The following is a 25,375-nucleotide window of genomic DNA, read 5'->3' as shown; positions in this document are numbered from 1 at the left end:
ATATTCCGGTTCTCATTTATCTATATCTTTCAATGTTCATCATTCATCGTTAAATACATTCCATTCAAAACATGGGCCATTAGTTTGTTGTTCTCCCTAATATGATTTGCTCCCAGTAAAATCGTATCCGGGTTCTGAATGTAGGCACCATTTTCTTTCAATTCTTCTTTTCCATGATATAACATATTCTTTAGAGACTCGATGGTCGTTTCCAAATGGAATTGAAACCCGATTACATTGTCTTTGAAAATAAAGGCTTGATTTCGGCAAACTTCGCTGGAGGATATCAATACGGCTCCTTCGGGAAGATCAAATGTATCGCCATGCCAATGGAAAACAACTGTCCTTTGTTTTGGAATCCCCTTAAAAGCAGTATAAAAGACTTTGTCCGGAGTAAATTCCACCGGAAACCAACCGATCTCTTTCATTTGATTTGCTTTTATTCTTGCACCCAGAACCGAGGCAATGAGTTGGGAGCCCAGACAGATTCCAAGAACTGGCTTGTTTTGCTCTATGGCTTGTTTGATAAAACTCTTTTCTGTTATGAGCCAAGGATATGTCGTCTCCTCATAAATATTCATCGGGCCCCCCATAACGATGAGCCAGTCTATCTCCTCCACATTAGGAGGTAATTCTCCTTTATAAAATTGAGTAGACGATAACTGATGTTTATTTTCCGAAGCCCATGTTTCAATATAACCTAACCCTTCAAATGGAACATGCTGAAAATAATGAATTCTTAAACTTTTCATCAAAAATCAAAGTTTTTATTTTTAGTTGAAAGGAAATCACTACGAGCGCTCGGTTTTAATTAAGACCAGCTATGGTCTTTCAAAATGCCTTTTTCGAAGGCTTCGAACTCACGGTCGGAACAGAGACACTCCGTCAGCGTCTGACGGATCTTCGCTTCATCCATGTTCTGGCCGATAAAGACCAGTTCGATGATACGGTCTCCGTATTTTTTGTCCCAACGGCTCATAATATATTCCTCATTCGCCTGGAAGGCGGGATGCTGGTTACGGTCGATCAAGGGTAGGGATACCCACCAACTCCCTATTTTGTCGACAGCGATGGATGCTCCGGCCTGGCTTAACAACAGGACTTCATCCGGGCGGCTGGCAATCCAGAAGAATCCTTTGCTTCGGATGATCCCTTTGTCCCAGTCATTGGAGATGTAATCGTTAAACCGTTTGGGATGAAACGGACGGCGGGCGCGAAAAACAAACGAACCGATGCCGTATTCGCTATCTTCGTCGTGATGATGGTGGTGGTGATCGTGATCATGTCCACAGGTACATTCTTCACCTTCATCATGGCGGCAGCCTTCTTCGTGCTCATGTTCATGTTCGTGATGATGGGCGGAGTGTTCTTCCTTATCTTCGGTTTCTTTTTTCGCTAATTCCTTTTGCCATCCGGCGCCTTCGGCCGCTTTGATAAAATCGAACAGGCCGGTATTGAGAAGTTCCTTCGGATCCACTTTCCCGTGATCCGCCAGGATTATTTTCGCTTCGGGGTTCAGGCGCCCCAATATACGACGGGCGGACTCCAACTGGTAAGGCGTAACTAAGTCGATCTTGTTGATTACAATTACATTCGCAAACTCGATTTGTTCGACCATCAGATCGACTACCGTCCGGTTGCCGTTGACGGGGGTCAGGACTTCCTCTGTGACTTCCTTTTCGCCGAACCATTTGAGGAAATTGAATGCATCTACAACCGTGACCATCGTATCCAACCGGGTAATCTGCGCCAGATTACTACCGGCGTTGTCATAGGCGTAAACAAAAGACTGTGCAATGGGTAACGGCTCGCCGATGCCGGATCCTTCGATCAGTAAATAATCGAAACTCCCGTCTTTCGCTAATTCTTCCACCTGTTTTAACAGGTCATCATTGATCGTACAGCAAATACAGCCGTTGGTGAGTTCTACCAAATTACCCGCCGATTTTGAAACTCCTCCCTGTTTCTCAACCAACTGGGCATCGATATTCACTTCTCCCATATCATTGACGATTACAGCGACTTTCAAATTCTCTTTATTATTTAATATGTGATTCAATAGGGTCGTCTTTCCTGCGCCCAAGAATCCGCTAAGTATTGTTACCGGAATTTTCTTTGCCATCTCTTTTATATTTAATAATTCGAGCAAAGGTAAGCAGCATCCGAAAGAGAAAAAAATATACGAGGGTTTTTTCCTGTGAAAGAGTATTATGAGATATGAAAATTCGATTAATTAAATTTTAGAGCTGGAAATGCAAGTAGAGGTTAACAAAACATTGTAAATTTGCATCGCACTGACACTGATTTTTACGTTGAAAAACAAAACGGATAGAATGAAAGAAAAAAAGGAAATTATTCAGTTGAATATAAATGGTACCGATCGCCCGGGGGTAACGGCGGCACTGACGGATATACTGGCTCGCAACAATGCTGTCATCCTCGACATCGGACAATCCGGAATCCATAAGAATCTGACACTTGGTATTTTATTCCAATGCACGGAAGCCAATTCCGGCAACACCTTGAAGGACTTGCTTTTTAAAAGTTATGAGTTGAACGTGAATATCCGTTTTCATCCGATATCCGAAGAGGAATATACCCAATGGGTGGGGATGCAAGGTAAAAACCGTTATATCATCACGATCGTCGGACGGATGGTGACAGCCAAACAGATTGCGGGTGTCACGGGTATTGTCGCCCAACAGGNCGACAGCGATGGATGCTCCGGCCTGGCTTAACAACAGGACTTCATCCGGGCGGCTGGCAATCCAGAAGAATCCTTTGCTTCGGATGATCCCTTTGTCCCAGTCATTGGAGATGTAATCGTTAAACCGTTTGGGATGAAACGGACGGCGGGCGCGAAAAACAAACGAACCGATGCCGTATTCGCTATCTTCGTCGTGATGATGGTGGTGGTGATCGTGATCATGTCCACAGGTACATTCTTCACCTTCATCATGGCGGCAGCCTTCTTCGTGCTCATGTTCATGTTCGTGATGATGGGCGGAGTGTTCTTCCTTATCTTCGGTTTCTTTTTTCGCTAATTCCTTTTGCCATCCGGCGCCTTCGGCCGCTTTGATAAAATCGAACAGGCCGGTATTGAGAAGTTCCTTCGGATCCACTTTCCCGTGATCCGCCAGGATTATTTTCGCTTCGGGGTTCAGGCGCCCCAATATACGACGGGCGGACTCCAACTGGTAAGGCGTAACTAAGTCGATCTTGTTGATTACAATTACATTCGCAAACTCGATTTGTTCGACCATCAGATCGACTACCGTCCGGTTGCCGTTGACGGGGGTCAGGACTTCCTCTGTGACTTCCTTTTCGCCGAACCATTTGAGGAAATTGAATGCATCTACAACCGTGACCATCGTATCCAACCGGGTAATCTGCGCCAGATTACTACCGGCGTTGTCATAGGCGTAAACAAAAGACTGTGCAATGGGTAACGGCTCGCCGATGCCGGATCCTTCGATCAGTAAATAATCGAAACTCCCGTCTTTCGCTAATTCTTCCACCTGTTTTAACAGGTCATCATTGATCGTACAGCAAATACAGCCGTTGGTGAGTTCTACCAAATTACCCGCCGATTTTGAAACTCCTCCCTGTTTCTCAACCAACTGGGCATCGATATTCACTTCTCCCATATCATTGACGATTACAGCGACTTTCAAATTCTCTTTATTATTTAATATGTGATTCAATAGGGTCGTCTTTCCTGCGCCCAAGAATCCGCTAAGTATTGTTACCGGAATTTTCTTTGCCATCTCTTTTATATTTAATAATTCGAGCAAAGGTAAGCAGCATCCGAAAGAGAAAAAAATATACGAGGGTTTTTTCCTGTGAAAGAGTATTATGAGATATGAAAATTCGATTAATTAAATTTTAGAGCTGGAAATGCAAGTAGAGGTTAACAAAACATTGTAAATTTGCATCGCACTGACACTGATTTTTACGTTGAAAAACAAAACGGATAGAATGAAAGAAAAAAAGGAAATTATTCAGTTGAATATAAATGGTACCGATCGCCCGGGGGTAACGGCGGCACTGACGGATATACTGGCTCGCAACAATGCTGTCATCCTCGACATCGGACAATCCGGAATCCATAAGAATCTGACACTTGGTATTTTATTCCAATGCACGGAAGCCAATTCCGGCAACACCTTGAAGGACTTGCTTTTTAAAAGTTATGAGTTGAACGTGAATATCCGTTTTCATCCGATATCCGAAGAGGAATATACCCAATGGGTGGGGATGCAAGGTAAAAACCGTTATATCATCACGATCGTCGGACGGATGGTGACAGCCAAACAGATTGCGGGTGTCACGGGTATTGTCGCCCAACAGGGCATGAATATAGACGATATCCGCAGGCTGACCGGCCGGATTCCTCTGGATGAAAATGAACGTACGCCGAAAGCAAGCGTGGAATTTTCAGTGCGGGGCAATCCCATGAATAAGGAGCAGATGCAAGCCGATTTCATGAAGCTGACCTCCGAACTGGAAATTGACATCTCGTTTCAGGAGGACAGCATGTATCGCCGGATGCGCCGCCTGATTTGTTTTGATATGGATTCGACGCTGATTGAAACAGAGGTCATCGACGAGTTGGCGATGCGCGCCGGAGTAGGAGAGCAGGTGAAGGCGATTACGGAACAGGCGATGCGGGGCGAAATTGATTTTTGTGAAAGTTTTCATCAGCGTTGTGCTTTGCTGAAAGGGCTGGACATTTCGATATTGCAGGAAATCGCCGAAAATCTTCCGATCACCGACGGTGTAGACAGGCTGATGCATGTCCTGAAGAAAGTCGGATTTAAGATTGCCATCCTTTCGGGCGGGTTTACTTATTTCGGCAATTACCTGAAGCAAAAGTATCATATCGATTATGTCTATGCAAATGAACTGGAAGTGGAAGACGGTAAACTGACCGGGCGTTATACAGGGGATATTGTCGACGGGAAGCGCAAGGCGGAACTTCTTCGGCTGATTGCCCAAGTTGAAAATGTGGACATCCGCCAAACGGTGGCTGTCGGCGACGGCGCCAACGACCTGCCGATGCTGGCGGTTGCCGGCTTAGGGATCGCTTTCCATGCCAAGCCGAAAGTGAAGGAAAGCGCCAAACAATCCATTTCTACCATAGGCTTGGACGGGATTCTCTATTTCCTCGGTTATAAAGATTCTTTTCTGGATTAACGATTGTCCGGATTGTTTCTGAGAGGATATTGTCAATATTTATAAATTTATAACACTGTTGAATAAATTCGGAATATATTTTATATATAACATCCTGCTCTTTCTCTGCATCTTCTCTTGCCATATCCCATTATGGGGACAAGAGAAAGCAAAACCGAAGAACGGGGATGGAATAACCACTTTTTTAATGCGCTATAACCGTTCCGGTGACGACTATCAACGGCAATTTATAGAATTGAACAAAACGAAACTCGGGAAAAACAATTCGCTACTTATGGGAGTAACTTATACGCTTCCGCCGTTAAAAAAAAGGACAAAAGATACCGACGCCGCAAAACCGGTGGAAAATAGGCAAGTTGCAGGAACTTTCCAAACAGAACCTTTATTCGGTAAAAAACGGGCCCGCTACGAAATCAAATCCACCGAATTGAAAGGAGCTACCTTTTACGTTTGCAGCGGGCATGGCGGTCCCGATCCCGGAGCGATCGGAACGATGGACGGACATAGCCTGCACGAAGACGAGTATGCTTATGATATCGCCTTGCGGCTGGCTTATAATTTGAAGACAAGGGGAGCCAACGTTTATATAGTGGTACAAGACGCTGTAGATGGCATCCGGGACGAGCGGATTTTGGAAAACAGCAAACGGGAAACATGTATGGGAGAAGCGATTCCTCTGGGACAGGTAGCCAGGTTGCAACAACGTACTTCGAAAATCAATGCGCTGGACAAGAAAGAGGGGAAGGGATATTCCCGGGGAATTTTTATCCATATAGACAGCCGGAGCAAGAGCAGTCAAACGGATGTCTTTTTTTATCATTCTTCCAAATCCGGCAGTAAACAATTAGCCAATACAATGGTTAGTACGTTTGCGCGGAAATACGATCGCCACCAACCCGGACGCGGATTCACAGGTACGGTGAGTAAACGTAATTTATATGTCTTGAATCATTCGGAACCGGCTTCTGTTTTCATAGAGCTTGGGAACATCAGAAATTCATTCGACCAGCGGCGTTTAGTGATCGCGGACAATCGCCAGGCCTTAGCCAACTGGATGTGTGAAGCCTTAATAACGGACTATAATCATTATAAAAAGAAGAAATAAAATAATTCCGGTATCGGAATTTCTACCTGCTGCCTTTTAATTCATCCTTATGGTAGCCCCATAATTTCATTCCATGGCATATCCGGATATTTTTTCAAATATGTCGGGTCTGTAGAGGAAATCACTTTTACACTTTCGCCAATAAATATCAATTGCATGCATACTCCACCTAAAATGAACATTCCATGAGAAGTTTTTAGAAAATCATCCGACGATTTTATTTGCTTTGTTTGATCTAAGATAAGAACAATAGCCTCTTCGATTCTAAGTAAAAGGGAACGTATCCGACTTTCTTTATACATAAATCAGATCTCTATTAAGTTCATCTCCGAAAAACGTATCGGATAATTGATCTCTCAAACGGACTACATCTACTTTACAGCCGAATAACTTTTCCAAGTCTGTTTTTATGCGGATACGCAAAAATAAATCGGCCTTCCCCTCGTATGCTATATCCAAATCACTTCCTTCAGTCTGTTCGCCACGAGCGACAGATCCGAATATCCCCATACGAGTGATACCGTAACGGGAAACGTTTGCCCGCATATATTCACGCAGCAATGATTGATATTCTGATGTCGACTTCATATTCTTTTCACTTCGATAAAATATCCAAATTATCCGCACGGTCTAAACTTTCAATATCCCGGACTATTCGTTTTATTTTCGTTGTCGTAGCCATTATCTTATTGTTTAAAATACCGAAAACAAAAATACACGTAAGTACGTGCATATCCAAATAAATAGAATAGAAAAATCTTACTCGTTTTTTTATCACACCAAGGTAAAATAATACATTGAGTACATGGAAATACAGCATCGGATTCGCCGAATGATGCCGGTGGATAGGGAAATTTATGGATTTATGGATACAGGAGGATAAATAACAACCTCTTTTGGAGTGTACCTATTAAGCCAATATCTTGATTTGTGTAATATAGCCGGTCTGCCGGATGGCGTTAAAAAGGTTGGTGTAGGAAGACATCGCCTTGACATTGACCTTATAGGTCAGTACCGATGTATTCTCCACATAATTGTGTTCGTATGACGAACTGACGATATAGACCTTATGCGACTCCAGAATGAGGCGGATGGCCTTCAGGTCGGGCGAGGAAGTAGAGCAACCGATCGTCAGTATTTTATTCACTCCGTCGAGGAACAGCCTGCGTTCAAATTTTTCTAAGGAGACAAGGATAATCACCATAAAAACCGTGGCGATCGTTGCCGGGATGAACATGCCGGCGCCGACAGCCAGGCCGATCACCGCAATTACCCAGATACATGCGGCTGTCGTAAGCCCGTGGATGCTTCCTTTGCTTTGGATGATGGCGCCAGCACCGAGAAAACCGATGCCGGTCAGGACTTGTGCGGCGATCCGTCCGGGATCTCCGTTCAGGAAGTTCGGATAAGTCTGCGGAATCCAGATTGATATCAGCATGGCAACCGTAGAGCCCATGCAAATAAGCGTAAAGGTACGCAGCCCCGCTTCCCGCCGCCGTTGTTGGCGTTCCGCTCCCACAAGCGCCCCTAATGCAAAGCTGATAATCAACCGGATAAACGCCGTAGTTGGGGTAATAAGGGTACTGTCTATTTGTTCACTGATAAATTGGTAAAAATGACTGAACATTTATTTTCTTCTTTCCTGCAAAGTTAAAATTAATTTTTTAAAATAATAAACCGGGTGATTACTTGCAAAAAATAGGCTGTTCCTGCCTGCCCATGGTCGCCGGGGACGGAAGTGAACGTTACCGTTCCGCCGGCAGAGCGATGTTCCTCCGCATAATCTTTTGCATTCTGGAAATAGACCGACCGGTCTTCCATACCGTGTATCATCAGGAATTCGCATCGGTTTTTCCAGGGCTTCAGACTATTTTCCGCCAGGATCTCATCCACTTGGCGGACCGTTGGGTTCGTCTGGTCGCCCTGACGGAAAGCCTCCGTGTATAGTTCAGCCGTTTTCTCAGGAAACGCATGATCGATGTCCGGATAAAATCCGTCGAAATATTGAAAAGAATTGCCGGCATAAGGTTCCAATAGGAGGGCGGCTATGTTGAGATCCGGATAGCCGTTCTTCTTGTAGCCCCAGATGGCGTAAGGAAGGAAATAACTGGGGGAAAAGACATCCGAAGCCATCGCCAAGCCGGCAATCTGAAGCAGATTGCACGGAGTTCCCCCGATCATTAAGAGATCGACCGTATAGCCGTGGGACGCATTTGTTTCCAATTCCCTGGCCAGAGAGGCCGCCACATAGGCGCCTTGCGAATAGCCGCAAACATCCAATTCCGGACGACATACGTATCCGTTTTCTCCGGCAACCTGATCGGCCGCCATTATAAAATCGAGAGTTGTACGTACCAGGGGTTTCGCCTCGACATAAGGAGTAAAACATTGGCCGTGTGAATCGCCGAACCCCGGATAGTCAGGAATGATGACGACATATCCATCGGCCGCTACCATGGTCCAGCAAACCAAGTATTCTTTTAAAGATTGAAGCACATCATCCGACGCATATTGTATGGAAGGGGCTTCGGCATTTAACGTATAAGTAAATGGCGGAGCAATAATCTGTGGATAGCTAGTCGCCCTATCGGACGAATGCGGAAGCAAAAGGATACCCGACAGATCGATTTCATCTGCGGAACCGTCAGGGTGTCCTGATTTACAGGATACTTTGAGTGCTTGTACACGAATTTCATCTGTATTCCCATCAATAAAGCCGGTAATATCCGGCAAATTATTATTCTTCAGCAGTTCCTTTAAGTCAGCTAAATAAAAATCTTTAACAACTTTCGATTGAATGCTTTCTTCCGGCACCACTTCCGGATCATTATCATTACATGAGGGAAGTAATAGCAGCATATATATCCATAAAATGGATAAACATGCAGAAAAAAAGGTTGTCTTTTTCATATCCGATTTTATAAATGGGAATAACGGCCTTGAATATACTATAAATTTAGTAAAAGACATCATTTATAGGTATTCAAATAGTAAAAAATAAGTATTTGTAGGTATTGACAGGTACAGCGTTTTTTCGTTTTTTTGAGAAAAATCTTAAAAATATGTTAGCCATGGATTTACGTATGAAAGTGACCATTTATTGGTCTTTAATCGGTATTTGTTTAATTGCCCATTGTGCATTTTGTATCTTGGATATTGTCTATGGGAAAAGTATTGTAGCCCCCGAGGCCAATGGCCAAATACCATTAGCCGCTCATCTTATTACGACATTAACGATTACGGGAAGTTTTCTTTTTGCCGTATTGACTATGAATTTTTCTTCGAAGATATTTCAATGGATTGCTTTTATATGGAGCATACTTCTTTTGCTTCTCAATGCAGCTCATCTGGTGGAAACCATCATCGAAGACCATACTAATGTTTCGCAAATTTTAGTGGTTTTATTTGTTTTTGTAATTAATATTTTGCTCACCTTAGACCTTTGGAAGCTGCAGAAAGAGAATAAATAACTTGATAATTGACTCTAAAATATATATAGAGAGGGTTTTCCGGATTTACACGAAATCAAGTATTTATTTTTTTCTTTCAATTATATGGTATGAATATTAAATCTATCCGGTGTAAAACAAGAATTATTATTGTTTTTACACCGGATAAATTTTTTAATGGCATGTACTGCATTAAAAGCAAGGATATCGAAGTACTCTAAATTTCCTTAAGCTTTCATTTTATTTAGTTCTTTTTTTGTGGATTTGCTCCCTTTGCTTAGCTCAAATAGCCCGCTATTCTCACTTCACAAATGAAGCAAATCCACAAAAAAAGCTAAACAAATAACGAAATAATCTTTAGAGAAAAAAATGTGGAAAATTTAAACAAGCTGTTAATATATTGTATTTTTGTCCTTTCTAAAGTAATTTCTTAGGATGAAAATAATAACTTATAATGTAAACGGGCTGAGAGCGGCCATAACAAAAGGTTTTCCGGAATGGCTGGCCAAACAGGAGGCGGATGTCGTATGCCTTCAGGAAACAAAATTGCAGCCGGAACAGTTTCCTTCGGAGATTTTCGAATCGATGGGCTATCATTGCTATCTCTATTCGGCACAAAAGAGAGGGTATAGCGGAGTGGCCTTGTTCAGCAAAACGGAGCCTGATCAGGTAGTATACGGCATGGGGATTGAAAGGTATGATAATGAAGGGCGTTTCCTGCGTGCTGATTTCGGCGACTTGTCTATCGTCAGTGTCTATCATCCTTCCGGAACGAGCGGGGAGGAGAGGCAAGCCTTCAAGATGGAATGGCTGGAAGAATTCCAGTCCTATGTGGTAAAATTGCGCGAAGCACGTCCAAACCTGATACTTTGTGGGGATTACAACATCTGCCATGAACCTATCGACATTCACAATCCGAAGGGGAATGAGAAGAACAGTGGTTTCCTGCCGGAAGAGCGGGCGTGGATGACCCGTTTCCTTTCAACCGGGTTTACCGATACGTTCCGCTGCCTTCATCCTGATTTGCAGCAATACACCTGGTGGAGCTACCGTTTCAATTCCCGGGCGCAGAATAAGGGTTGGCGGATTGATTATTGCATGGTGACGAATTCGCTGAAATCCAGAGTGCAAAAGGCTTATATCTTGAATGGAGCCTGTCATTCGGACCATTGCCCGGCGGTGATAGAGATAGAATAGGCAACTCCTTAAGGGAAGAAAGTAAGGCAGTGAGAGACAAAAGATTTGAAGAGTCTGTTTCTTTTTAGAAAAAGAATACTAAATTTGCATTCTGTTTTTAGGATTTTTAGAAGAAAGCTATGATAAAGATTACATTTCCTGACCAATCGGTAAAGGAATTCCCGGAGGGAACGACCGCAATGCAAATAGCGGAAAGTATCAGTCCCCGTTTGGCGCAAGAGGTCTTGGCGGCCAGCGTAAACGGTGAAATATGGGATTTATCCCGTCCGATCCGACAGGATGCAGCGGTGAAATTATTCAAATGGGAAGATGAAGAAGGCAAGCATGCTTTCTGGCATTCCAGCGCCCATTTAATGGCGGAAGCACTACAGGAGTTGTACCCTGGCGTGAAGTTCGGTATTGGCCCGGCTATCGAAAATGGTTTTTACTACGATGTGGATTTGGGCGATACGACAATAACAGACAACGATTTTCCCGCTATCGAAGCCAAGATGGCGGAATTGGTGGCTCGTAAGGAGGAGATTGTCCGCAAAAGCATCTCCAAAGCGGATGCAATGGCCTATTTCGGCAACCGGGAAGAGATCTATAAGACCGAGCTCATCAGTGAATTGGAAGACGGACATATTACGACCTATACACAGGGGAATTTTACCGACCTTTGCCGTGGGCCCCATATTCCCAATACGTCCTATATAAAAGCAGTTAAGATACTTAGCGTTGCCGGTGCTTATTGGCGAGGGGATGAAAAGCGCAAGCAGTTGGTTCGTCTGTACGGAATCACTTTCCCGAAGAAGAAAATGCTGGACGAATATCTAACGTTGTTGGAGGAAGCCAAAAAGCGTGACCATCGTAAAATAGGGAAAGAGCTTGAGCTTTTTGCTTTTTCACAGGCTGTGGGAGCGGGGTTACCTTTATGGTTGCCGCGAGGAACCCAGTTGCGTCTTCGACTGGAAGATTTCTTGAAACGGATTCAGAAGAAATACGGCTATCAGCAAGTCATCACGCCGCATATCGGAGGTAAACAACTTTATGTTACTTCCGGTCACTATGCAAAGTATGGCAAAGATTCATTCCAACCGATCCATACTCCGCAGGAAGGGGAAGAGTTTCTATTGAAACCGATGAACTGCCCGCATCACTGCGAGATTTATAAAGTCTCTCCGCGTTCATATAAGGACCTGCCTCTCCGTTTGGCCGAATTCGGTACCGTATACCGTTACGAGCAGAGCGGTGAATTGCACGGGCTGACGCGGGTTCGCGGCTTTACGCAGGACGACGCCCATCTGTTCTGCCGTCCGGATCAGTTGAAAGACGAGTTCCTGAAAGTAATGGATATTATCTTTATTATTTTCAAGGCGTTGGATTTTGAGAACTTTGAAGCGCAAATTTCTTTGCGCGATCCGAATCACAAGGAAAAATACATCGGTTCGGATGAGAATTGGGATAAGGCGGAACGGGCGATTGTCGAAGCTTGCGAAGAGAAAGGGCTGCGCGCCCGCGTAGAACTGGGAGAAGCCGCGTTCTACGGTCCGAAACTGGACTTCATGGTGAAAGACGCTATTGGCCGCCGTTGGCAGTTGGGTACGATTCAGGTGGATTACAACCTGCCGGAGCGTTTCGAACTGGAATATACGGGTGAAGACAATAAGAAACATCGTCCGGTGATGATCCACCGCGCACCGTTCGGCTCGATCGAACGTTTCGTTGCCGTATTGATTGAGCACACCGGGGGTAAATTCCCGCTCTGGCTCACGCCGGATCAGGTGGCTATAATGCCTATCAGCGAGAAGTTTAATGAGTATGCCTACAAGATAAAGGAAACGTTGGAAGAAGACGACATCCGTGTTATTGTGGATGACCGGAACGAGAAGATAGGCCGTAAAATCAGGGATAACGAATTGAAACGAATCCCTTATATGTTGATAGTGGGAGAGAAAGAAGCTGAAAATGGTGAAGTTTCCGTAAGAAAACAGGGCGAAGGTGATAAAGGTTCCATGAAAATTGCTACCTTTGCGACACTTTTGACAACAGAAGTGAATGAATTAATGAACCATTGGCAGAAAAGCCAAGCTTGATTTTTGATTAACAAGTAATTTGTAGAAACAGGAGGAAGATAATTTTTTTTGAATGAAGAATGACAGTCTGAAGGATCAGTACAGAATTAATGAATTTATTCGAGTACGCGAAGTTCGCTTAGTTGGTGACAATATAGAACAAGGTGTTTATCCTATCGCCCAGGCGTTACGAATAGCAGAAGATCTGGGGTTGGATCTTGTGGAAATTTCACCAAATGCTGCCCCCCCCGTTTGTAGAATTACCGATTATCAAAAGTTTCTTTATCAACAAAAGAAACGCCAAAAAGAGCAGAAAGCAAAATCTGTCAAGGTGATTGTTAAGGAGATCCGCTTCGGGCCTCAGACGGATGACCATGATTACAACTTTAAGTTGAAGCATGCAAAAGGATTCCTGGAAGAGGGAGCGAAAGTGAAGGCCTATGTGTTTTTCAAAGGCCGTTCCATTCTTTTCAAAGAGCAGGGAGAGGTTTTATTGCTTCGTTTTGCAAACGACTTGGAAGAATATGGTAAAGTAGAGCAATTGCCTGTTTTGGAAGGTAAACGTATGATTATTATGTTGACTCCTAAAAAGGCAGGATCGGCTCCTGCGAAACCCGCGGCTCCGAAAGCAGCTCCCAAGTTAATAAAGAAGGTAGTTACTCGCCGGAACCCGGAAGAAGAGAAGAAGGAGCAAAAAGAAGATACGGAGGAATAAGAAAGACCGGTCTTTTATTGACCGGCCCAAATTAATAATTAATAAATAACAGAAGAGATGCCAAAGATGAAGACTAATTCCGGTGCCAAAAAGAGGTTTGCCCTTACCGGAACCGGTAAAATCAAGAGAAAACATGCTTTTAAGAGTCACATTCTAACGAAGAAAACGAAAAAGCAAAAGAGGAACTTGACACATATCGGCTTAATTGCGAATGTGGATGTAAGTAATGTGAAAAAATTGCTTGCTCTAAAGTAATTGTTAAAAGTAAGTTTTTTAAAAGATTTTTATTAACCGAATGGTTTAGCCAAAAAGATCATCGCAAAGATGGCGCTAACATTCAAAAATGATTTAAATTATGCCAAGATCAGTAAATCATGTTGCTTCGAGAGCAAAGAGAAAAAGAATTCTTAAGTTAACGAGAGGTTATTACGGAGCTCGCAAGAATGTCTGGACCGTAGCAAAGAATACATGGGAAAAAGGTTTGACCTATGCATTCCGTGACCGCCGCAATAAAAAACGTAGCTTCCGCGCTTTATGGATCCAACGTATCAATGCGGCCGCCCGCCTGGAAGGCCTTTCTTATTCCCGCCTGATGGGAGGTTTGCGCAATGCAGGAATCGAAATTAACCGTAAGGTGTTAGCCGATTTAGCGATGAATCATCCGGAAGCATTTAAAGCGGTAGTCGCAAAAATAAAATAAGATTTTAAGGACATGAATGGGAGAGGGGACTTCTTAATGAAATTCCCTCTTTTTTTATCGTTTTTTCTTTGTATAACTTGTACAATCTAAAATAAAGTCTTATATTTGTCATAAGACAATGAGTTAAGCCGCACTTGTTCGATTGGGAAACTCATCAGAAAATATCAATTCCGAGGCATAGCTCTTGTTACTAATGGCGGGCCGCAACTCTTCGGAGGTTGCTTTTCGGCACAGCGGATTACAAAGGTGGCAAAGCACTCAAAACCTGTCATACGGAGTTTGTTCACATCTACGGTGCGGCTTTATTATACAAGAGGCTACCTAATAATTTTAGGTAGCCTCTTTTGTGTTCGGCCCATATGGCATCCACCCCCTCTATCGGATCTCTATCCCGGATGGTTTTAATGGCATAAAAGAAATAGGAGGAAAATGCTTTCATTTTCCTCCTATTGATGCCGATATACTTGCGTATATCTTTTGTTCTATACTTATTTGCCTGGTTATCCGTTCATGGAGGCAAGAAATTCCGCATTGTCGACGGTATTCTCCATTTGCTTCTTAACAAATTCCATAGCTTCCATTGAATTCATGTCGGCCAGATATTTACGCAGGATCCACATGCGGTTAACAGTACTTCCGTCTTGCAGTAAATCATCCCGGCGTGTGCTGGAAGCTGTAATGTCAACAGCCGGATAAACCCGCTTGTTGGATAGCTTACGATCCAACTGAAGTTCCATATTACCGGTACCCTTAAATTCTTCAAAGATCACATCGTCCATTTTGGATCCGGTTTCCGTCAATGCGGTCGCAAGGATCGTCAGGCTACCGCCGTTTTCAATGTTACGGGCTGCTCCGAAGAACCGTTTCGGTTTCTGCAGTGCATTCGCATCTACACCTCCCGACAAGACTTTACCGGAAGCGGGCTGGACGGTATTATAGGCGCGGGCTAACCGCGTAATGGAATCAAGCAGAATAACGACGTCATGACCGCATTCTACCATTCTCTTTGCTTTATTCAATACAATTTCCGCAATCTTGACATGCCGTTCCGCCGGTTCGTCGAATGTGGAAGCAATGACTTCCGCATCTACGCTACGCGCCATATCGGTAACCTCTTCCGGGCGTTCATCGATCAGAAGAACGATCATATATACTTCCGGATGATTGGTCGCAATGGCATTTGCAATATCTTTCAGCAACATCGTTTTACCGGTCTTCGGCTGGGCAACGATCAATCCGCGCTGTCCTTTGCCGATCGGGGAGAAAAGATCTACTACGCGAACCGCAATGTTATCAAAAACTTTCGGCGAGCGGCGGGCTGTTAGCATAAACTTTTCATTCGGGAAAAGAGGAGTCAGATGATCGAAAGGAACCCGGTCGCGTACTTCTTCCGGCGTACGTCCGTTGATTTTGTCTACTTTGACGAGCGGGAAGTATTTTTCACCTTCTTTCGGAGGGCGGATCGCTCCTTCCACCACATCGCCGGTCTTTAGTCCGAAGAGTTTGATTTGCGACTGGGATACGTAGATGTCATCCGGTGAAGTCAGGTAGTTATAATCGGAAGAACGGAGGAATCCGTATCCGTCCTGTATCATTTCCAAAACGCCAGTGCCGATAAGGATTCCGTCGAAGTCATATTGCTTTTCCTGCGAAGCCGGATTAGAGTTCCTGTTGACGTTCTGATTATTACTCGGACGGTTGTTCTGGCGGGGAGGAGCGGAAGGAGCAGGGTTTTCCTGGGCCGCACGTTCCGGTTTCACCGAAGCCGTATGCAACGGAAGAACCTGGTCGAGTACGGAAGGAGTATCATTGCTATGTTTGAACACCAGCCTTCTGGGCTCGTTCGTATTTGTAGCCTCCGTCTTTTCTTTTTCTTCCGTATTATCGGATTGCTCTTCTGCGATGTCCGCTACTTCTACTGGTTGAGATTCCTTGACTTCGACTTTCTTCTCCACTTTGATAACCTGAGCTTTTACCGGTTCCTGTTTGACTGGAAGCGGAGCCGTTTCGGTTTTTTCTACTTTTTCCGTCTTATCTTCCGCAACAATCGCTTGCTGGGGCTCTGGTTGGGGCAGGGTAGTAGTCGTCGCTACCGGATTGTCTTTCCTGTTAATCCTTGTTTTCCTTCGAGGGGCCACTTTCTTTGTTACCGCCGCAGGTTCGGGAATCTTTTCTTCCACTATGGCAGAGGTAGGAACAGCAGGGGTTACCGTTGCCGGTTTGGGCGAGGCCACTTCTTCTTTAGGCGTTTCTTTCTTTCCTACCGCTTTGGGAGTGCGTCGAGTTCTCGTCTTCTTTTCTGTCTTTTGGGCTTCCTTTACCTTTTCTTTTTCCGCTTGGATACCGGCATAAGAAATCGCTTGTTCATCCAAAATCTTGTAGATTAATTCTTCTTTTTTGAATGACTTTACTTTTTTAACGCCTAATTCTTCAGCAATGGTTTGTAGTTCTGGCAGAAGCTTCTCGTTAAGCTCTAAAATGTTATATTTTTGCATATTGAAAGTAAATAATAAATACGTTTGAAGAGATATACTGCTACGCTTGTAATCGCAATAAATGCTTATTCGTATTTATTTCGTTAACAATAAAATTAAATTTTCATGTAAATAATTAACCGGATCGTTTATCTAATTTGACTTATTAGCAACTTATCAGCGGAGTAAGTTGTGCAAATGTAAGCATCTTTTTTCAGAAAAAAATATTTTACCTCGAAAAAAATGCAATGAGCACTGATTTTGTTGATTTTGTGATTCTAAACCGGTTGTCCGTCCGCTCACCGACAATCCAGATAATGTCCGTCCCGCTGCATAATAACCAGGTCTGCTCTTTTTGAAACCGGCTGAATTTATGATCGGTAAAATAATTGCTTAATTTCTTGCGTCCCTTCATTCCGAAAGGAATAAACCAATCACCCGGTTGCCATTTGCGCAAATAGAGAGGAAAGGAGAGCTGCTCCTTGTCAAAAAAGGCGTAATCCGGTGATTCAGTTATGGCAAAATCAGGATCGGAGATTTCGACCAGCCTGAATGATATGTGGATAGGATGGACGCACGGTTGATCTATTTGCAAAAAGTACTTGCCTGAATCTTTCCTTTCATTAGCAGAAAGCATTAAGAAATCGCGATCTTTCAACAGGACGTGCGATTCACCCGACGAATAAAAGATTTTACCGGGCTCCGCATCGAGGGCTTCATAGACAGAGTCGATTGTGGATGGCGTAAAGCCATAAGGATTTAACCACTCATATAGAATTGTCTTCGGAGAAGGATAACATAGAAGCGCATCGATTAAAAGCTTTCCATCAATGTCGACAGATTTATTTATAGCATTCTCAATCGAATACCGGAACAAAGCTTCCGTTTCCGTCAAATGATCGGCAGTCCGGGCAATTGCCTTTTTTACGGAAGGATTGATCTCTTCCAATAAAGGTAGTACCCGGAGACGGATGAAATTCCGCGTATATTCGTCGGAAGAATTCGTGCTGTCGGTTACATACGTCAGTTGGTTTTCTTTCAGATAGGAGAGGATCTCATCCCGGCCGATACAAAGCAGGGGACGGACAATGAAACCGTTTTTCGGCCGGATGCCGCATAACCCGCGGATTCCGCTTCCCCGGCATAGATTGAGTAGAAATGTTTCCGCACTGTCATCGCGGTGGTGGGCGACGGCAATCGCCTGCGCCTGGTGCTCCGATCGGATCTCTTCGAACCAGGCATAGCGGAGGTCGCGGGCTGCCATCTCAATCGATATATGGCGATCGTGGGCATATTCCTCTGTTTGGAAATCCGTCCGGAGAAAAGGGACATTCAACTTTCGGGCCGTTTCGGCTGCAAACCGTTCATCCCCGTCCGATTCTTCTCCCCGCAGGTGAAAATTGCAATGGGCGGCCAGGCAGGAATATCCTAATCGCACGAGCAGATGCAGCAAGGCGACGGAATCGGCCCCTCCGCTCAAACCGACAACAACCAATCCTTCAGGATTGAGCAGTCGATGCTCTTTAATATATTTACGAATTTGCCCGGTCATCATTATAAAAAAATAGGAATACGGTCGAATCGTATTCCTATATATAATATTATGAAAGATCTGTTATTTACCGATTTCGTCCGCAATCTCCTGGTCAACCATAATTCTTCCGCAATACTCGCAGACGATGATCTTCTTGTGGAGTTTGATATCCATTTGCTTCTGAGGCGGAATCTTATTGAAACAACCGCCGCAGGCATCCCGTTGGATACAGACCACAGCCAAGCCGTTACGCGCTCCTTTGCGGATGCGTTTGAATGCCGTCAGCAAACGGGGTTCGATTGTGTCCTCTACTTTCTTTGCTTTTTCGCGCAGCTTTTCTTCTTCCTGTTTTGTTTCGGAAACGATTTCGTCTAATTCGCTTTTTTTCTGTACCAAGTCCGCTTTTCGGCCTTCCAGCAATTCCTTGCAATGGATGATCTCTTCCTTCTTGGTTACAATGGCTTCCGTAAACTCTTTGATTTTCTTATCAGCAAACTCCACTTCCAGGCCTTGGAATTCTATTTCTTTGGACAGATTGTCGAATTCCCGATTGTTCCGCACATTATCTAACTGTGTCTTGTATTTTTCAACTAAGCCGGTGGATTCCTTAATCTTGGCCTTTTGCGTAACCACCGCATTCTCGTAGTCCTTGATCTCGGTCTGATAGTTTTGGTAGCGGGTTTCCAATCCTGCTACTTCATCTTCCAAATCCTGAACTTCCAACGGAAGTTCGCCGCGAAGCGTCTTGATCTTATCGATATCAGTTACGATTGTCTGAAGCCGATAAAGCGAACGGAGCTTTTCTTCTACTGTATATTCTTTTTCAACTGCTTTTTTCTCTTTAGCCATCTTATAAATATTTAACCGGGTTTGAATTAACACTCGATAGTTGGACTGCAAAGTTAGGGAATTTTTTCAATATAATAGTATATAGGATTTCTTTTGTACATATCTCGCTCTCATAATGACCGATAACGGCCAGCAGGATTTTGTCTTCCACATCATAGAAATCGTTATACTTCGCCTCGCCGGTGATAAAGATATCCGCACCGTAAGCGATGGCGTCTTTGATCAGGAAGGCCCCGCTGCCTCCACATAAGGCTACTTCCTTGATTTTACGTCCGGTAAGCGGGGAATGCTTGACGCAACCGACATGGAACAAATCCTTGATCCGTTGCAGGAAAGTGAGCTCGTCTTCCCATTCGGGCAGCTCCCCGGCGATGCCTGAGCCGGCCTGGCTCCAGGTGTTTGCCAACGGATAGAAGTCGAATGCCGGTTCTTCGTAGGGATGAACCGAAAGGATCGCACGCGTCACCGCCGTTTTCAGATAGGACGGAAGGATCGTTTCGATACGTATCTCATTCTCGAAATGCAATTCGCCGATCGCTCCCCGGAAAGGATGGCAATCTGCGGACGCCCGGAAACTCCCTTCTCCCGCCAGATTGAAACTACTGGAGTCATAATTGCCGATATGCCCCGCGCCGGCATTGAACAGGGCGTTCCGTACCAGTTCGGCATAGTCGGCCGGTACGAAAACCACCAGCTTGAGCAGGTTGTCTTTTAACGGGCTTAGAATCCGGACATTCTGTAATCCGATCAGTTCCGCCAGCTTGAAGTTAACCCCGCCCGACGCATTATCCAGATTCGTATGAGCCGCATAAATCACCAGGTCGTATTTGCAAGCTTTCATCAGACAGCGTTCGATGTAATTTGCTCCCGTGAGCGACTTGAAAGGTCTGAAAGCCAGGGGATGATGGGATAAAATCAGATTACATTCACATTCGATCGCCTCGTCTATCACTTCCTCCGTGACGTCAAGGCAAACCAGCGCTCCCGTCGCCGGCTGATTTACGTCGCCGACCTGAAGGCCTGAATTATCGAAGCTCTCTTGCAAGGGCAGGGGAGCATAGGCTTCAATCTCTTTTAGTATATCCTTAACCCGAATCATCCTAAATGCGCTTTTTAATCCTTCGTATCTATGATCAGTTTCAATTCCTTTAGTTGTTCGTCATCAATAACGGAGGGTGCATCCAGCATGACATCCCTCCCCGAATTGTTTTTCGGGAAAGCGATGCAGTCGCGGATCGAATCCAAGCCGGCAAAGAGGGAAACCCAGCGGTCCAGTCCGTAAGCCAATCCGCCGTGAGGCGGCGCGCCGTATTTGAAGGCGTTCATCAGGAAGCCGAACCGTTCCTGGGCTCTTTCTTCCGTGAATCCGAGCAGGCGGAACATCTTATCCTGCAAAGCGCTGTCATGGATACGGATGGATCCTCCGCCGACTTCCACTCCGTTGATCACCATATCGTAGGCGTTGGCGCGAACCGCTCCCGGATCAGTGTCCAACAGAGGAATATCCTCCGGTTTGGGCGAGGTGAACGGGTGGTGCATGGCGTAATAACGCTGCGTTTCTTCGTCCCATTCAAACAAAGGGAAGTCGACGACCCAGAGGCAGGCAAATTTGTTTTTATCGCGTAATCCCAATTGGTTTCCCATCTCAAGACGCAATTCGTTCAATTGCTTGCGCGTCTTCATGGCGTCGTCTCCGGAAAGGATCAGGATGGCGTCTCCCGGTTTAGCATCAAACGCTGCCTTCAGTTCCTGCAGCGTTTCCTGTGAATAGAACTTATCGACGCTCGATTTCACGTTCCCGTCCAGCTCTATCCGGGCATATACCAACCCCTTGGCGCCTACCTGCGGACGCTTCACGAAATCCGTCAGGGCATCCATCTGCTTGCGTGTATAGCTTCCTGCGCCTTCCGCACAGATACCGCCGATGTATGCGGCTTCGTCAAAGACCGGGAATCCGTGTCCTTTCAGGAAATCCAGCTCGACGAATTTCATTCCGAAGCGAAGGTCCGGTTTATCCGAGCCATATTGCCTCATGGCATCCTGCCAGGTCATGCGGACAAAGGGCGCATTGTCTTCAATCCCCCGGATTGTCTTGAACAGGTGTTTGGCCATTCCTTCGAACAGGCTCAGGATGTCCTCCTGCTCGACAAAGCTCATTTCACAGTCGATCTGTGTAAATTCCGGCTGGCGGTCAGCGCGCAGGTCTTCGTCGCGGAAACATTTAACTATCTGAAAATAACGATCGAATCCGGAAACCATCAACAATTGTTTCAGCGTTTGCGGAGACTGGGGCAAGGCGTAGAATTGCCCCGGATTCATGCGGGAAGGGACGACAAAATCGCGGGCACCTTCGGGTGTCGAATTAACCAGCACCGGCGTTTCCACTTCCAGGAATCCCTGTTCGCTCAAATAGCGCCGTACTTCAAAAGCCATGCGGTGACGAAGTTCGAGATTGGCGCGAACCACATTCCGGCGCAAGTCCAGGTAACGGTATTTCATGCGCAGATCGTCACCACCGTCCGTTTCATCCTCGATGGTAAAAGGAGGAGTAAGGGCGGAATTCAGGATGTTAAGCCCGGAGACGATGATTTCTATCTCGCCGGTCGGAAGATGCAGGTTCTTGCTGGAACGCTCTTCAACGACCCCGGTGGCCTGGATTACATATTCACGCCCAAGTTTGTTCGCTTTCTCACAAAGGGCGGCGTCCACTGCTTCGTTGAAGACCAACTGCGTGATCCCGTAACGATCCCGGAGGTCGACGAAAGTCATACCCCCCATCTTACGGATCCTTTGTACCCAACCCGCCAGGGTTACCTCTTGCCCTTTATTTGTCAGGCGTAACTCTCCACATGTTTTTGTTCTGTACATTTTATTTTGTATGTTTGAATTTACTTTATACTCTTTTTTATGGCGCAAATCAAATGCAAATATACAAGATTGTTCTTGTTTATCCCTCCAAATCATCATAAATAAAGTCCGTACAGGGAGGGAATTTCCAACGCGAACCGTTAGGATAATTCCCGCTTTTATTCTATTTTTGTGACTCTTACGAAGATCTGATGAAAAAGTCTTTTATAGCTTATGCCTTACTGGTCAGCAGTCTTTTCATTCCGCTGTCCTTTCTGATTCCCCATCACCATCATAGTGACGGGACTTTCTGCTTCAGCCTTTCGCTGGTGGAAGAGGCGGAGCATGAGGCGGAAGGGCATCATGAATCTTCACAATGTCCCTGCTCCGGGCAAAACCAGGCTGTTTATACGATCATTCAGACCCATCTGTCCGGAAGCATCTGGCTATATCCTATCCCTTTGGAAAAGTTTTATTCTTATGCGCCTCCGGTCTTTTTGCTTTCTAAGCAAGCGCTTCAGTGGAGGCAGCTCCATTATATAGAGTTTTTGCATGGGGTATGGATAGCCAGAGCTACAGGCTTGCGAGCCCCTCCTGTATCGTTATTATAACCTTTTCATTCCGGCTTCTTATCGAACGGCTCTTAAGTATCGTTCGAAGACTTTGTGCGGAGGAATCTCTTCTACCGGAATGTTTGGGACAGACTTGTGCATCTTTACGATCGCACCCCTTTTAATCTAAATTAATAGCGATACACTCTTAATATTTATGAAAAAAATCTGTTTATTATCAATTGCATGCGCCTATCTGTTTGCCGGTTGTGCAGGAAAGTCCACCCACGAAGGACACGACTGCGATTCGGAACGGGAAGCGCATACGGAGGAACATACGCATGATCACGAGGCAACATCCAAGCATTCCTCCGAAATAACTTTCTCTCCTGAAAAGGCGAAGGCGGCCGGACTACAGACCGAGGAGATCCGCCCGGGTGATTTCACGCAAGTGATCAAAACAACCGGACGTATCCTGGCGGCACAGGGAGAGGAGACCACTCTGGTCGCCACCCTCTCCGGAGTGGTATCGCTGGGAAAGGCTCCTTTTGTCGAAGGGGCGGCGGTTCGTCGGGGGCAGACTGTTTTGAGCCTCTCTTCCCGCAATCTGCCGGAAGGAGATCAAGTGCTCCGGATCCGGTCGGCCTACGAAGCCGCCGAAAAGGAATATGAACGGGCGAAAGCCTTGCTCCCCGATAAAATAGTGTCGGAAAAGGAGTTCAACCAGGCGAAGCTAAATTATGAAAATGCCCGGGCGGCGTTTGACGCCGTCAACGGAAAGCAGACGGCCTCCGGCATGGCTGTCGCTTCACCGCTGTCGGGTTATCTGAAAAACCTGCAGGTAAAAGACGGGGATTATGTATCTGTAGGACAATCGCTGGCAACGGTTTCGCGTAGCAACCGCCTGGTTTTGCAGGCGGAAGTCTCCGAAAAATACTATTCCAGCCTGCCGGCTATCCGTTCGGCTAATTTCAAGACGCCATATGATGACAAAGTCTATTCGTTGGGCGAGTTGGGAGGGCGGCTGCTTTCATATGGGAAAGCCTCGGATAACCAATCGTTTTATATCCCGGTAACTTTTGAGTTCGATAATAAGGGCGCCCTCATTCCCGGATCGTATGTAGAAGTGTATTTGCTGGCGGCTCCGGTTCCGAATGTCCTCAGTGTGCCGGTTTCCGCTCTGACGGAGGCACAGGGAATTTATTACGTGTTTACGCAACAGGACCAGGATTGCTATTTGAAAAAAGAAGTCATAATTGGTGACGGTAACGGCGTTTCCATCCGGATTCTTTCCGGGTTGGAGGCGGGTGATGTCGTGGTTACGCAGGCGGTCACTCAATTGAAGTTGGCTTCCGCCTCCGGTTCCATTCCGGCTCATACGCACCATCATTAAAGGGAAGGGAATATGCTGGACAAAATTATTTACTATTCGCTGCACAACCGAATGGTGGTGCTGATTTTTTCCCTGCTCCTGACACTGGCGGGACTTTATACGGCCTGGCACATGGAAGTGGATGTTTTTCCCGACCTAAACGCTCCGACGGTCGTGATCATGACGGAAGCCAAAGGACTGGCGCCCGAAGAAGTAGAACAGTTAGTTACTTTCCCGATTGAAACGGCGGTCAACGGCGCCATGGGAGTCCGTCGGGTACGTTCTTCTTCGACTACCGGCTTTTCAGCCGTTTGGGTGGAATTTGATTGGGGTACGGATATCTATCGCGCCCGCCAGATCGTGTCGGAGAAGTTGGCGGTCGTGGGGGAAAGCCTTCCCGGGAATGTCGGTAAACCGACTTTGGGGCCGCAGTCTTCCATCATGGGAGAAATCCTGATTATCGGGCTGACCGCCGACACGACTTCACTGCTCGACTTGCGGACGATTGCAGACTGGACGATCCGTCCCCGCCTGCTTTCCACCGGCGGGGTAGCGCAGGCAGCCGTCATCGGGGGGGACATCAAGGAATACCAGATTTTGCTTGACCAGGGACGCATGAAGCATTACGGCATCGGATTGGACGAAGTCCTGGCCGTCTGTCGGAACATGAACCGGAATGCTAATGGAGGCGTACTTTATGAATTCGGCAGCGAGTTCATCATCCGGGGAATTCTTTCCACTTCCAAAGCAGAGGAAATCGGAAAAGGGATGATCAAGACGATAGACGGTGCGGCGGTAACGCTTTCCGACATCGCGACCATCCGCATAGGTGCCAAAAGCCCGAAACTCGGATTAGCTTCTGAAAAGGGCAAGCCTGCTGTCTTGTTGACCGTTACCAAGCAACCCGGAACGAGTACAGTCGATCTGACCGACCGTCTGGACGTTACTATCGCCGACTTACAGAAGAACCTGCCTCCGGATGTCAGGGTATCGACCGATGCCTTTCGCCAAAGTCGATTCATCGATTCATCCATCAATAATATTAAAAATTGTTTGATCGAGGGTAGCTTCTTTGTCCTCGTGATTCTCCTGCTGTTTCTGATGAATGTGCGGACGACGGCTATCTCATTAGTAGCCATGCCTCTCTCTTTGCTGGTCTCCGTACTTGTTTTGAAATGGATGGGTCTGACGATCAATACGATGAGTTTGGGAGGAATGGCGATCGCCATCGGTTCGTTGGTCGACGATGCGATTGTGGACGTCGAGAATGTCTACCGGAAAATACGGGAAAACCGGAAATTGCCCGCAGAGGAACAGCGTCCGGTCTTGCAG

The 25,375-nt window shown here is 45.8% G+C and carries 23 protein-coding genes and 2 pseudogenes; 12 read left to right on the top strand and 13 right to left on the bottom strand.

Going from position 1 to position 25,375, the window contains the following annotated elements:
* Window positions 1-29 precede the first annotated feature (29 nt).
* Together BQ8014_RS11265 and BQ8014_RS19730 are read right to left on the bottom strand one after the other, a co-directional pair.
* Window positions 30-752: a type 1 glutamine amidotransferase gene (locus BQ8014_RS11265; RefSeq protein WP_080904427.1), complete on the bottom strand. Its 723-nt coding sequence runs from the start codon at window positions 750-752 to the stop codon at window positions 30-32.
* A 59-nt stretch (window positions 753-811) separates the two neighbouring features.
* Window positions 812-2,122, bottom strand: a complete 1,311-nt coding sequence (locus tag BQ8014_RS19730) for a GTP-binding protein (protein ID WP_087880506.1) — start codon at window positions 2,120-2,122, stop codon at window positions 812-814.
* A 211-nt stretch (window positions 2,123-2,333) separates the two neighbouring features.
* Here BQ8014_RS19730 and BQ8014_RS11255 point away from each other — a divergent pair.
* Window positions 2,334-2,705 (top strand): annotated as a pseudogene (locus tag BQ8014_RS11255) (ACT domain-containing protein); the annotation flags it as partial.
* A 36-nt stretch (window positions 2,706-2,741) separates the two neighbouring features.
* On the opposite strand, the pseudogene BQ8014_RS11250 reads toward BQ8014_RS11255, so the two are convergent.
* Window positions 2,742-3,767 (bottom strand): annotated as a pseudogene (locus BQ8014_RS11250) (GTP-binding protein); the annotation flags it as partial.
* Between the two features lie 211 nt (window positions 3,768-3,978).
* Here BQ8014_RS11250 and serB point away from each other — a divergent pair.
* Together serB and BQ8014_RS11240 are read left to right on the top strand one after the other, a co-directional pair.
* Window positions 3,979-5,196 carry a phosphoserine phosphatase SerB gene (gene serB / locus BQ8014_RS11245; RefSeq protein ID WP_080904425.1) on the top strand — a complete coding sequence of 406 codons (1,218 nt, stop codon included), beginning with the start codon at window positions 3,979-3,981 and terminating at the stop codon, window positions 5,194-5,196.
* 73 nt (window positions 5,197-5,269) lie between these two features.
* Entirely contained in the window at window positions 5,270-6,301 is a 1,032-nt protein-coding gene (locus BQ8014_RS11240; protein WP_369808828.1) for an N-acetylmuramoyl-L-alanine amidase family protein, read from the top strand.
* A gap of 47 nt (window positions 6,302-6,348) precedes the next feature.
* On the opposite strand, the gene BQ8014_RS11235 is transcribed toward BQ8014_RS11240, so the two are convergent.
* From BQ8014_RS11235 to BQ8014_RS11215, 4 genes are all read right to left on the bottom strand, one after another.
* Complete coding sequence (locus tag BQ8014_RS11235; RefSeq protein ID WP_080904423.1) at window positions 6,349-6,603, bottom strand: ribonuclease HepT family protein; 255 nt, start codon at window positions 6,601-6,603, stop codon at window positions 6,349-6,351.
* The gene (locus BQ8014_RS11230; RefSeq protein WP_080904422.1) at window positions 6,596-6,889 is read right to left on the bottom strand and encodes a nucleotidyltransferase family protein; all 294 of its coding nucleotides are present in this window, start codon (window positions 6,887-6,889) and stop codon (window positions 6,596-6,598) included. The genes BQ8014_RS11235 and BQ8014_RS11230 overlap by 8 nt, the downstream gene beginning before the upstream one ends.
* A gap of 322 nt (window positions 6,890-7,211) precedes the next feature.
* The gene (locus BQ8014_RS11220) at window positions 7,212-7,928 is read right to left on the bottom strand and encodes an MgtC/SapB family protein (RefSeq protein ID WP_080904420.1); all 717 of its coding nucleotides are present in this window, start codon (window positions 7,926-7,928) and stop codon (window positions 7,212-7,214) included.
* 29 nt (window positions 7,929-7,957) lie between these two features.
* On the bottom strand, window positions 7,958-9,211 hold the full coding sequence (locus BQ8014_RS11215; RefSeq protein WP_160150084.1) for an alpha/beta hydrolase family protein: 1,254 nt from the start codon (window positions 9,209-9,211) through the stop codon (window positions 7,958-7,960).
* A 161-nt stretch (window positions 9,212-9,372) separates the two neighbouring features.
* Here BQ8014_RS11215 and BQ8014_RS11210 point away from each other — a divergent pair, with 161 nt between their 5' ends.
* From BQ8014_RS11210 to rplT, 6 genes are all read left to right on the top strand, one after another.
* A complete protein-coding gene (locus BQ8014_RS11210; RefSeq protein ID WP_139785116.1) occupies window positions 9,373-9,771 on the top strand; it encodes a hypothetical protein in 399 nt (132 codons plus the stop codon).
* Window positions 9,772-10,185: 414 nt separating this feature from the next.
* Complete coding sequence (locus tag BQ8014_RS11205; RefSeq protein WP_080904417.1) at window positions 10,186-10,947, top strand: exodeoxyribonuclease III; 762 nt, start codon at window positions 10,186-10,188, stop codon at window positions 10,945-10,947.
* 119 nt (window positions 10,948-11,066) lie between these two features.
* The gene (gene thrS / locus BQ8014_RS11200; protein ID WP_080904416.1) at window positions 11,067-13,022 is read left to right on the top strand and encodes a threonine--tRNA ligase; all 1,956 of its coding nucleotides are present in this window, start codon (window positions 11,067-11,069) and stop codon (window positions 13,020-13,022) included.
* Between the two features lie 52 nt (window positions 13,023-13,074).
* Entirely contained in the window at window positions 13,075-13,716 is a 642-nt protein-coding gene (gene infC / locus BQ8014_RS11195; protein ID WP_080904415.1) for a translation initiation factor IF-3, read from the top strand.
* A 57-nt stretch (window positions 13,717-13,773) separates the two neighbouring features.
* Window positions 13,774-13,971, top strand: a complete 198-nt coding sequence (gene rpmI / locus BQ8014_RS11190; protein ID WP_080904414.1) for a 50S ribosomal protein L35 — start codon at window positions 13,774-13,776, stop codon at window positions 13,969-13,971.
* 100 nt (window positions 13,972-14,071) lie between these two features.
* Entirely contained in the window at window positions 14,072-14,416 is a 345-nt protein-coding gene (gene rplT / locus BQ8014_RS11185) for a 50S ribosomal protein L20 (RefSeq protein ID WP_080904413.1), read from the top strand.
* Between the two features lie 289 nt (window positions 14,417-14,705).
* On the opposite strand, the gene BQ8014_RS19405 is transcribed toward rplT, so the two are convergent.
* The 6 genes from BQ8014_RS19405 to aspS all read right to left on the bottom strand — a co-directional run bounded on the left by BQ8014_RS19405 (window position 14,706) and on the right by aspS (window position 22,141).
* On the bottom strand, window positions 14,706-14,855 hold the full coding sequence (locus BQ8014_RS19405; protein WP_160150083.1) for a hypothetical protein: 150 nt from the start codon (window positions 14,853-14,855) through the stop codon (window positions 14,706-14,708).
* Window positions 14,856-14,916: 61 nt separating this feature from the next.
* Entirely contained in the window at window positions 14,917-16,911 is a 1,995-nt protein-coding gene (gene rho, locus BQ8014_RS11175) for a transcription termination factor Rho (RefSeq protein ID WP_080904412.1), read from the bottom strand.
* 208 nt (window positions 16,912-17,119) lie between these two features.
* Window positions 17,120-18,442, bottom strand: a complete 1,323-nt coding sequence (gene tilS / locus BQ8014_RS11170) for a tRNA lysidine(34) synthetase TilS (protein ID WP_080905932.1) — start codon at window positions 18,440-18,442, stop codon at window positions 17,120-17,122.
* Between the two features lie 63 nt (window positions 18,443-18,505).
* Entirely contained in the window at window positions 18,506-19,273 is a 768-nt protein-coding gene (locus BQ8014_RS11165) for a zinc ribbon domain-containing protein (protein ID WP_080905931.1), read from the bottom strand.
* 1 nt (window position 19,274) lies between these two features.
* Window positions 19,275-20,372 (bottom strand): Nif3-like dinuclear metal center hexameric protein, encoded by a 1,098-nt coding sequence (locus tag BQ8014_RS11160; RefSeq protein WP_080904411.1) that lies wholly within the window; start codon window positions 20,370-20,372, stop codon window positions 19,275-19,277.
* Window positions 20,373-20,386: 14 nt separating this feature from the next.
* Window positions 20,387-22,141 (bottom strand): aspartate--tRNA ligase, encoded by a 1,755-nt coding sequence (aspS, locus tag BQ8014_RS11155; protein WP_080905930.1) that lies wholly within the window; start codon window positions 22,139-22,141, stop codon window positions 20,387-20,389.
* A gap of 191 nt (window positions 22,142-22,332) precedes the next feature.
* Here aspS and BQ8014_RS11150 point away from each other — a divergent pair, with 191 nt between their 5' ends.
* The 3 genes from BQ8014_RS11150 to BQ8014_RS11140 form a co-directional block, all read left to right on the top strand.
* Entirely contained in the window at window positions 22,333-22,731 is a 399-nt protein-coding gene (locus BQ8014_RS11150) for a DUF6769 family protein (RefSeq protein WP_080904410.1), read from the top strand.
* 157 nt (window positions 22,732-22,888) lie between these two features.
* Window positions 22,889-24,064: an efflux RND transporter periplasmic adaptor subunit gene (locus BQ8014_RS11145; protein ID WP_080904409.1), complete on the top strand. Its 1,176-nt coding sequence runs from the start codon at window positions 22,889-22,891 to the stop codon at window positions 24,062-24,064.
* Between the two features lie 12 nt (window positions 24,065-24,076).
* Window positions 24,077-25,375, top strand: a 1,299-nt coding sequence (locus BQ8014_RS11140) for an efflux RND transporter permease subunit (RefSeq protein ID WP_139785164.1), incomplete at its 3' end; no start/stop codon positions are given.

It is taken from the genome of Parabacteroides sp. Marseille-P3160, assembly GCF_900162725.1.
Lineage (GTDB): Bacteria > Bacteroidota > Bacteroidia > Bacteroidales > Tannerellaceae > Marseille-P3160.
This window is presented reverse-complemented; position numbering and strand designations above follow the sequence as displayed.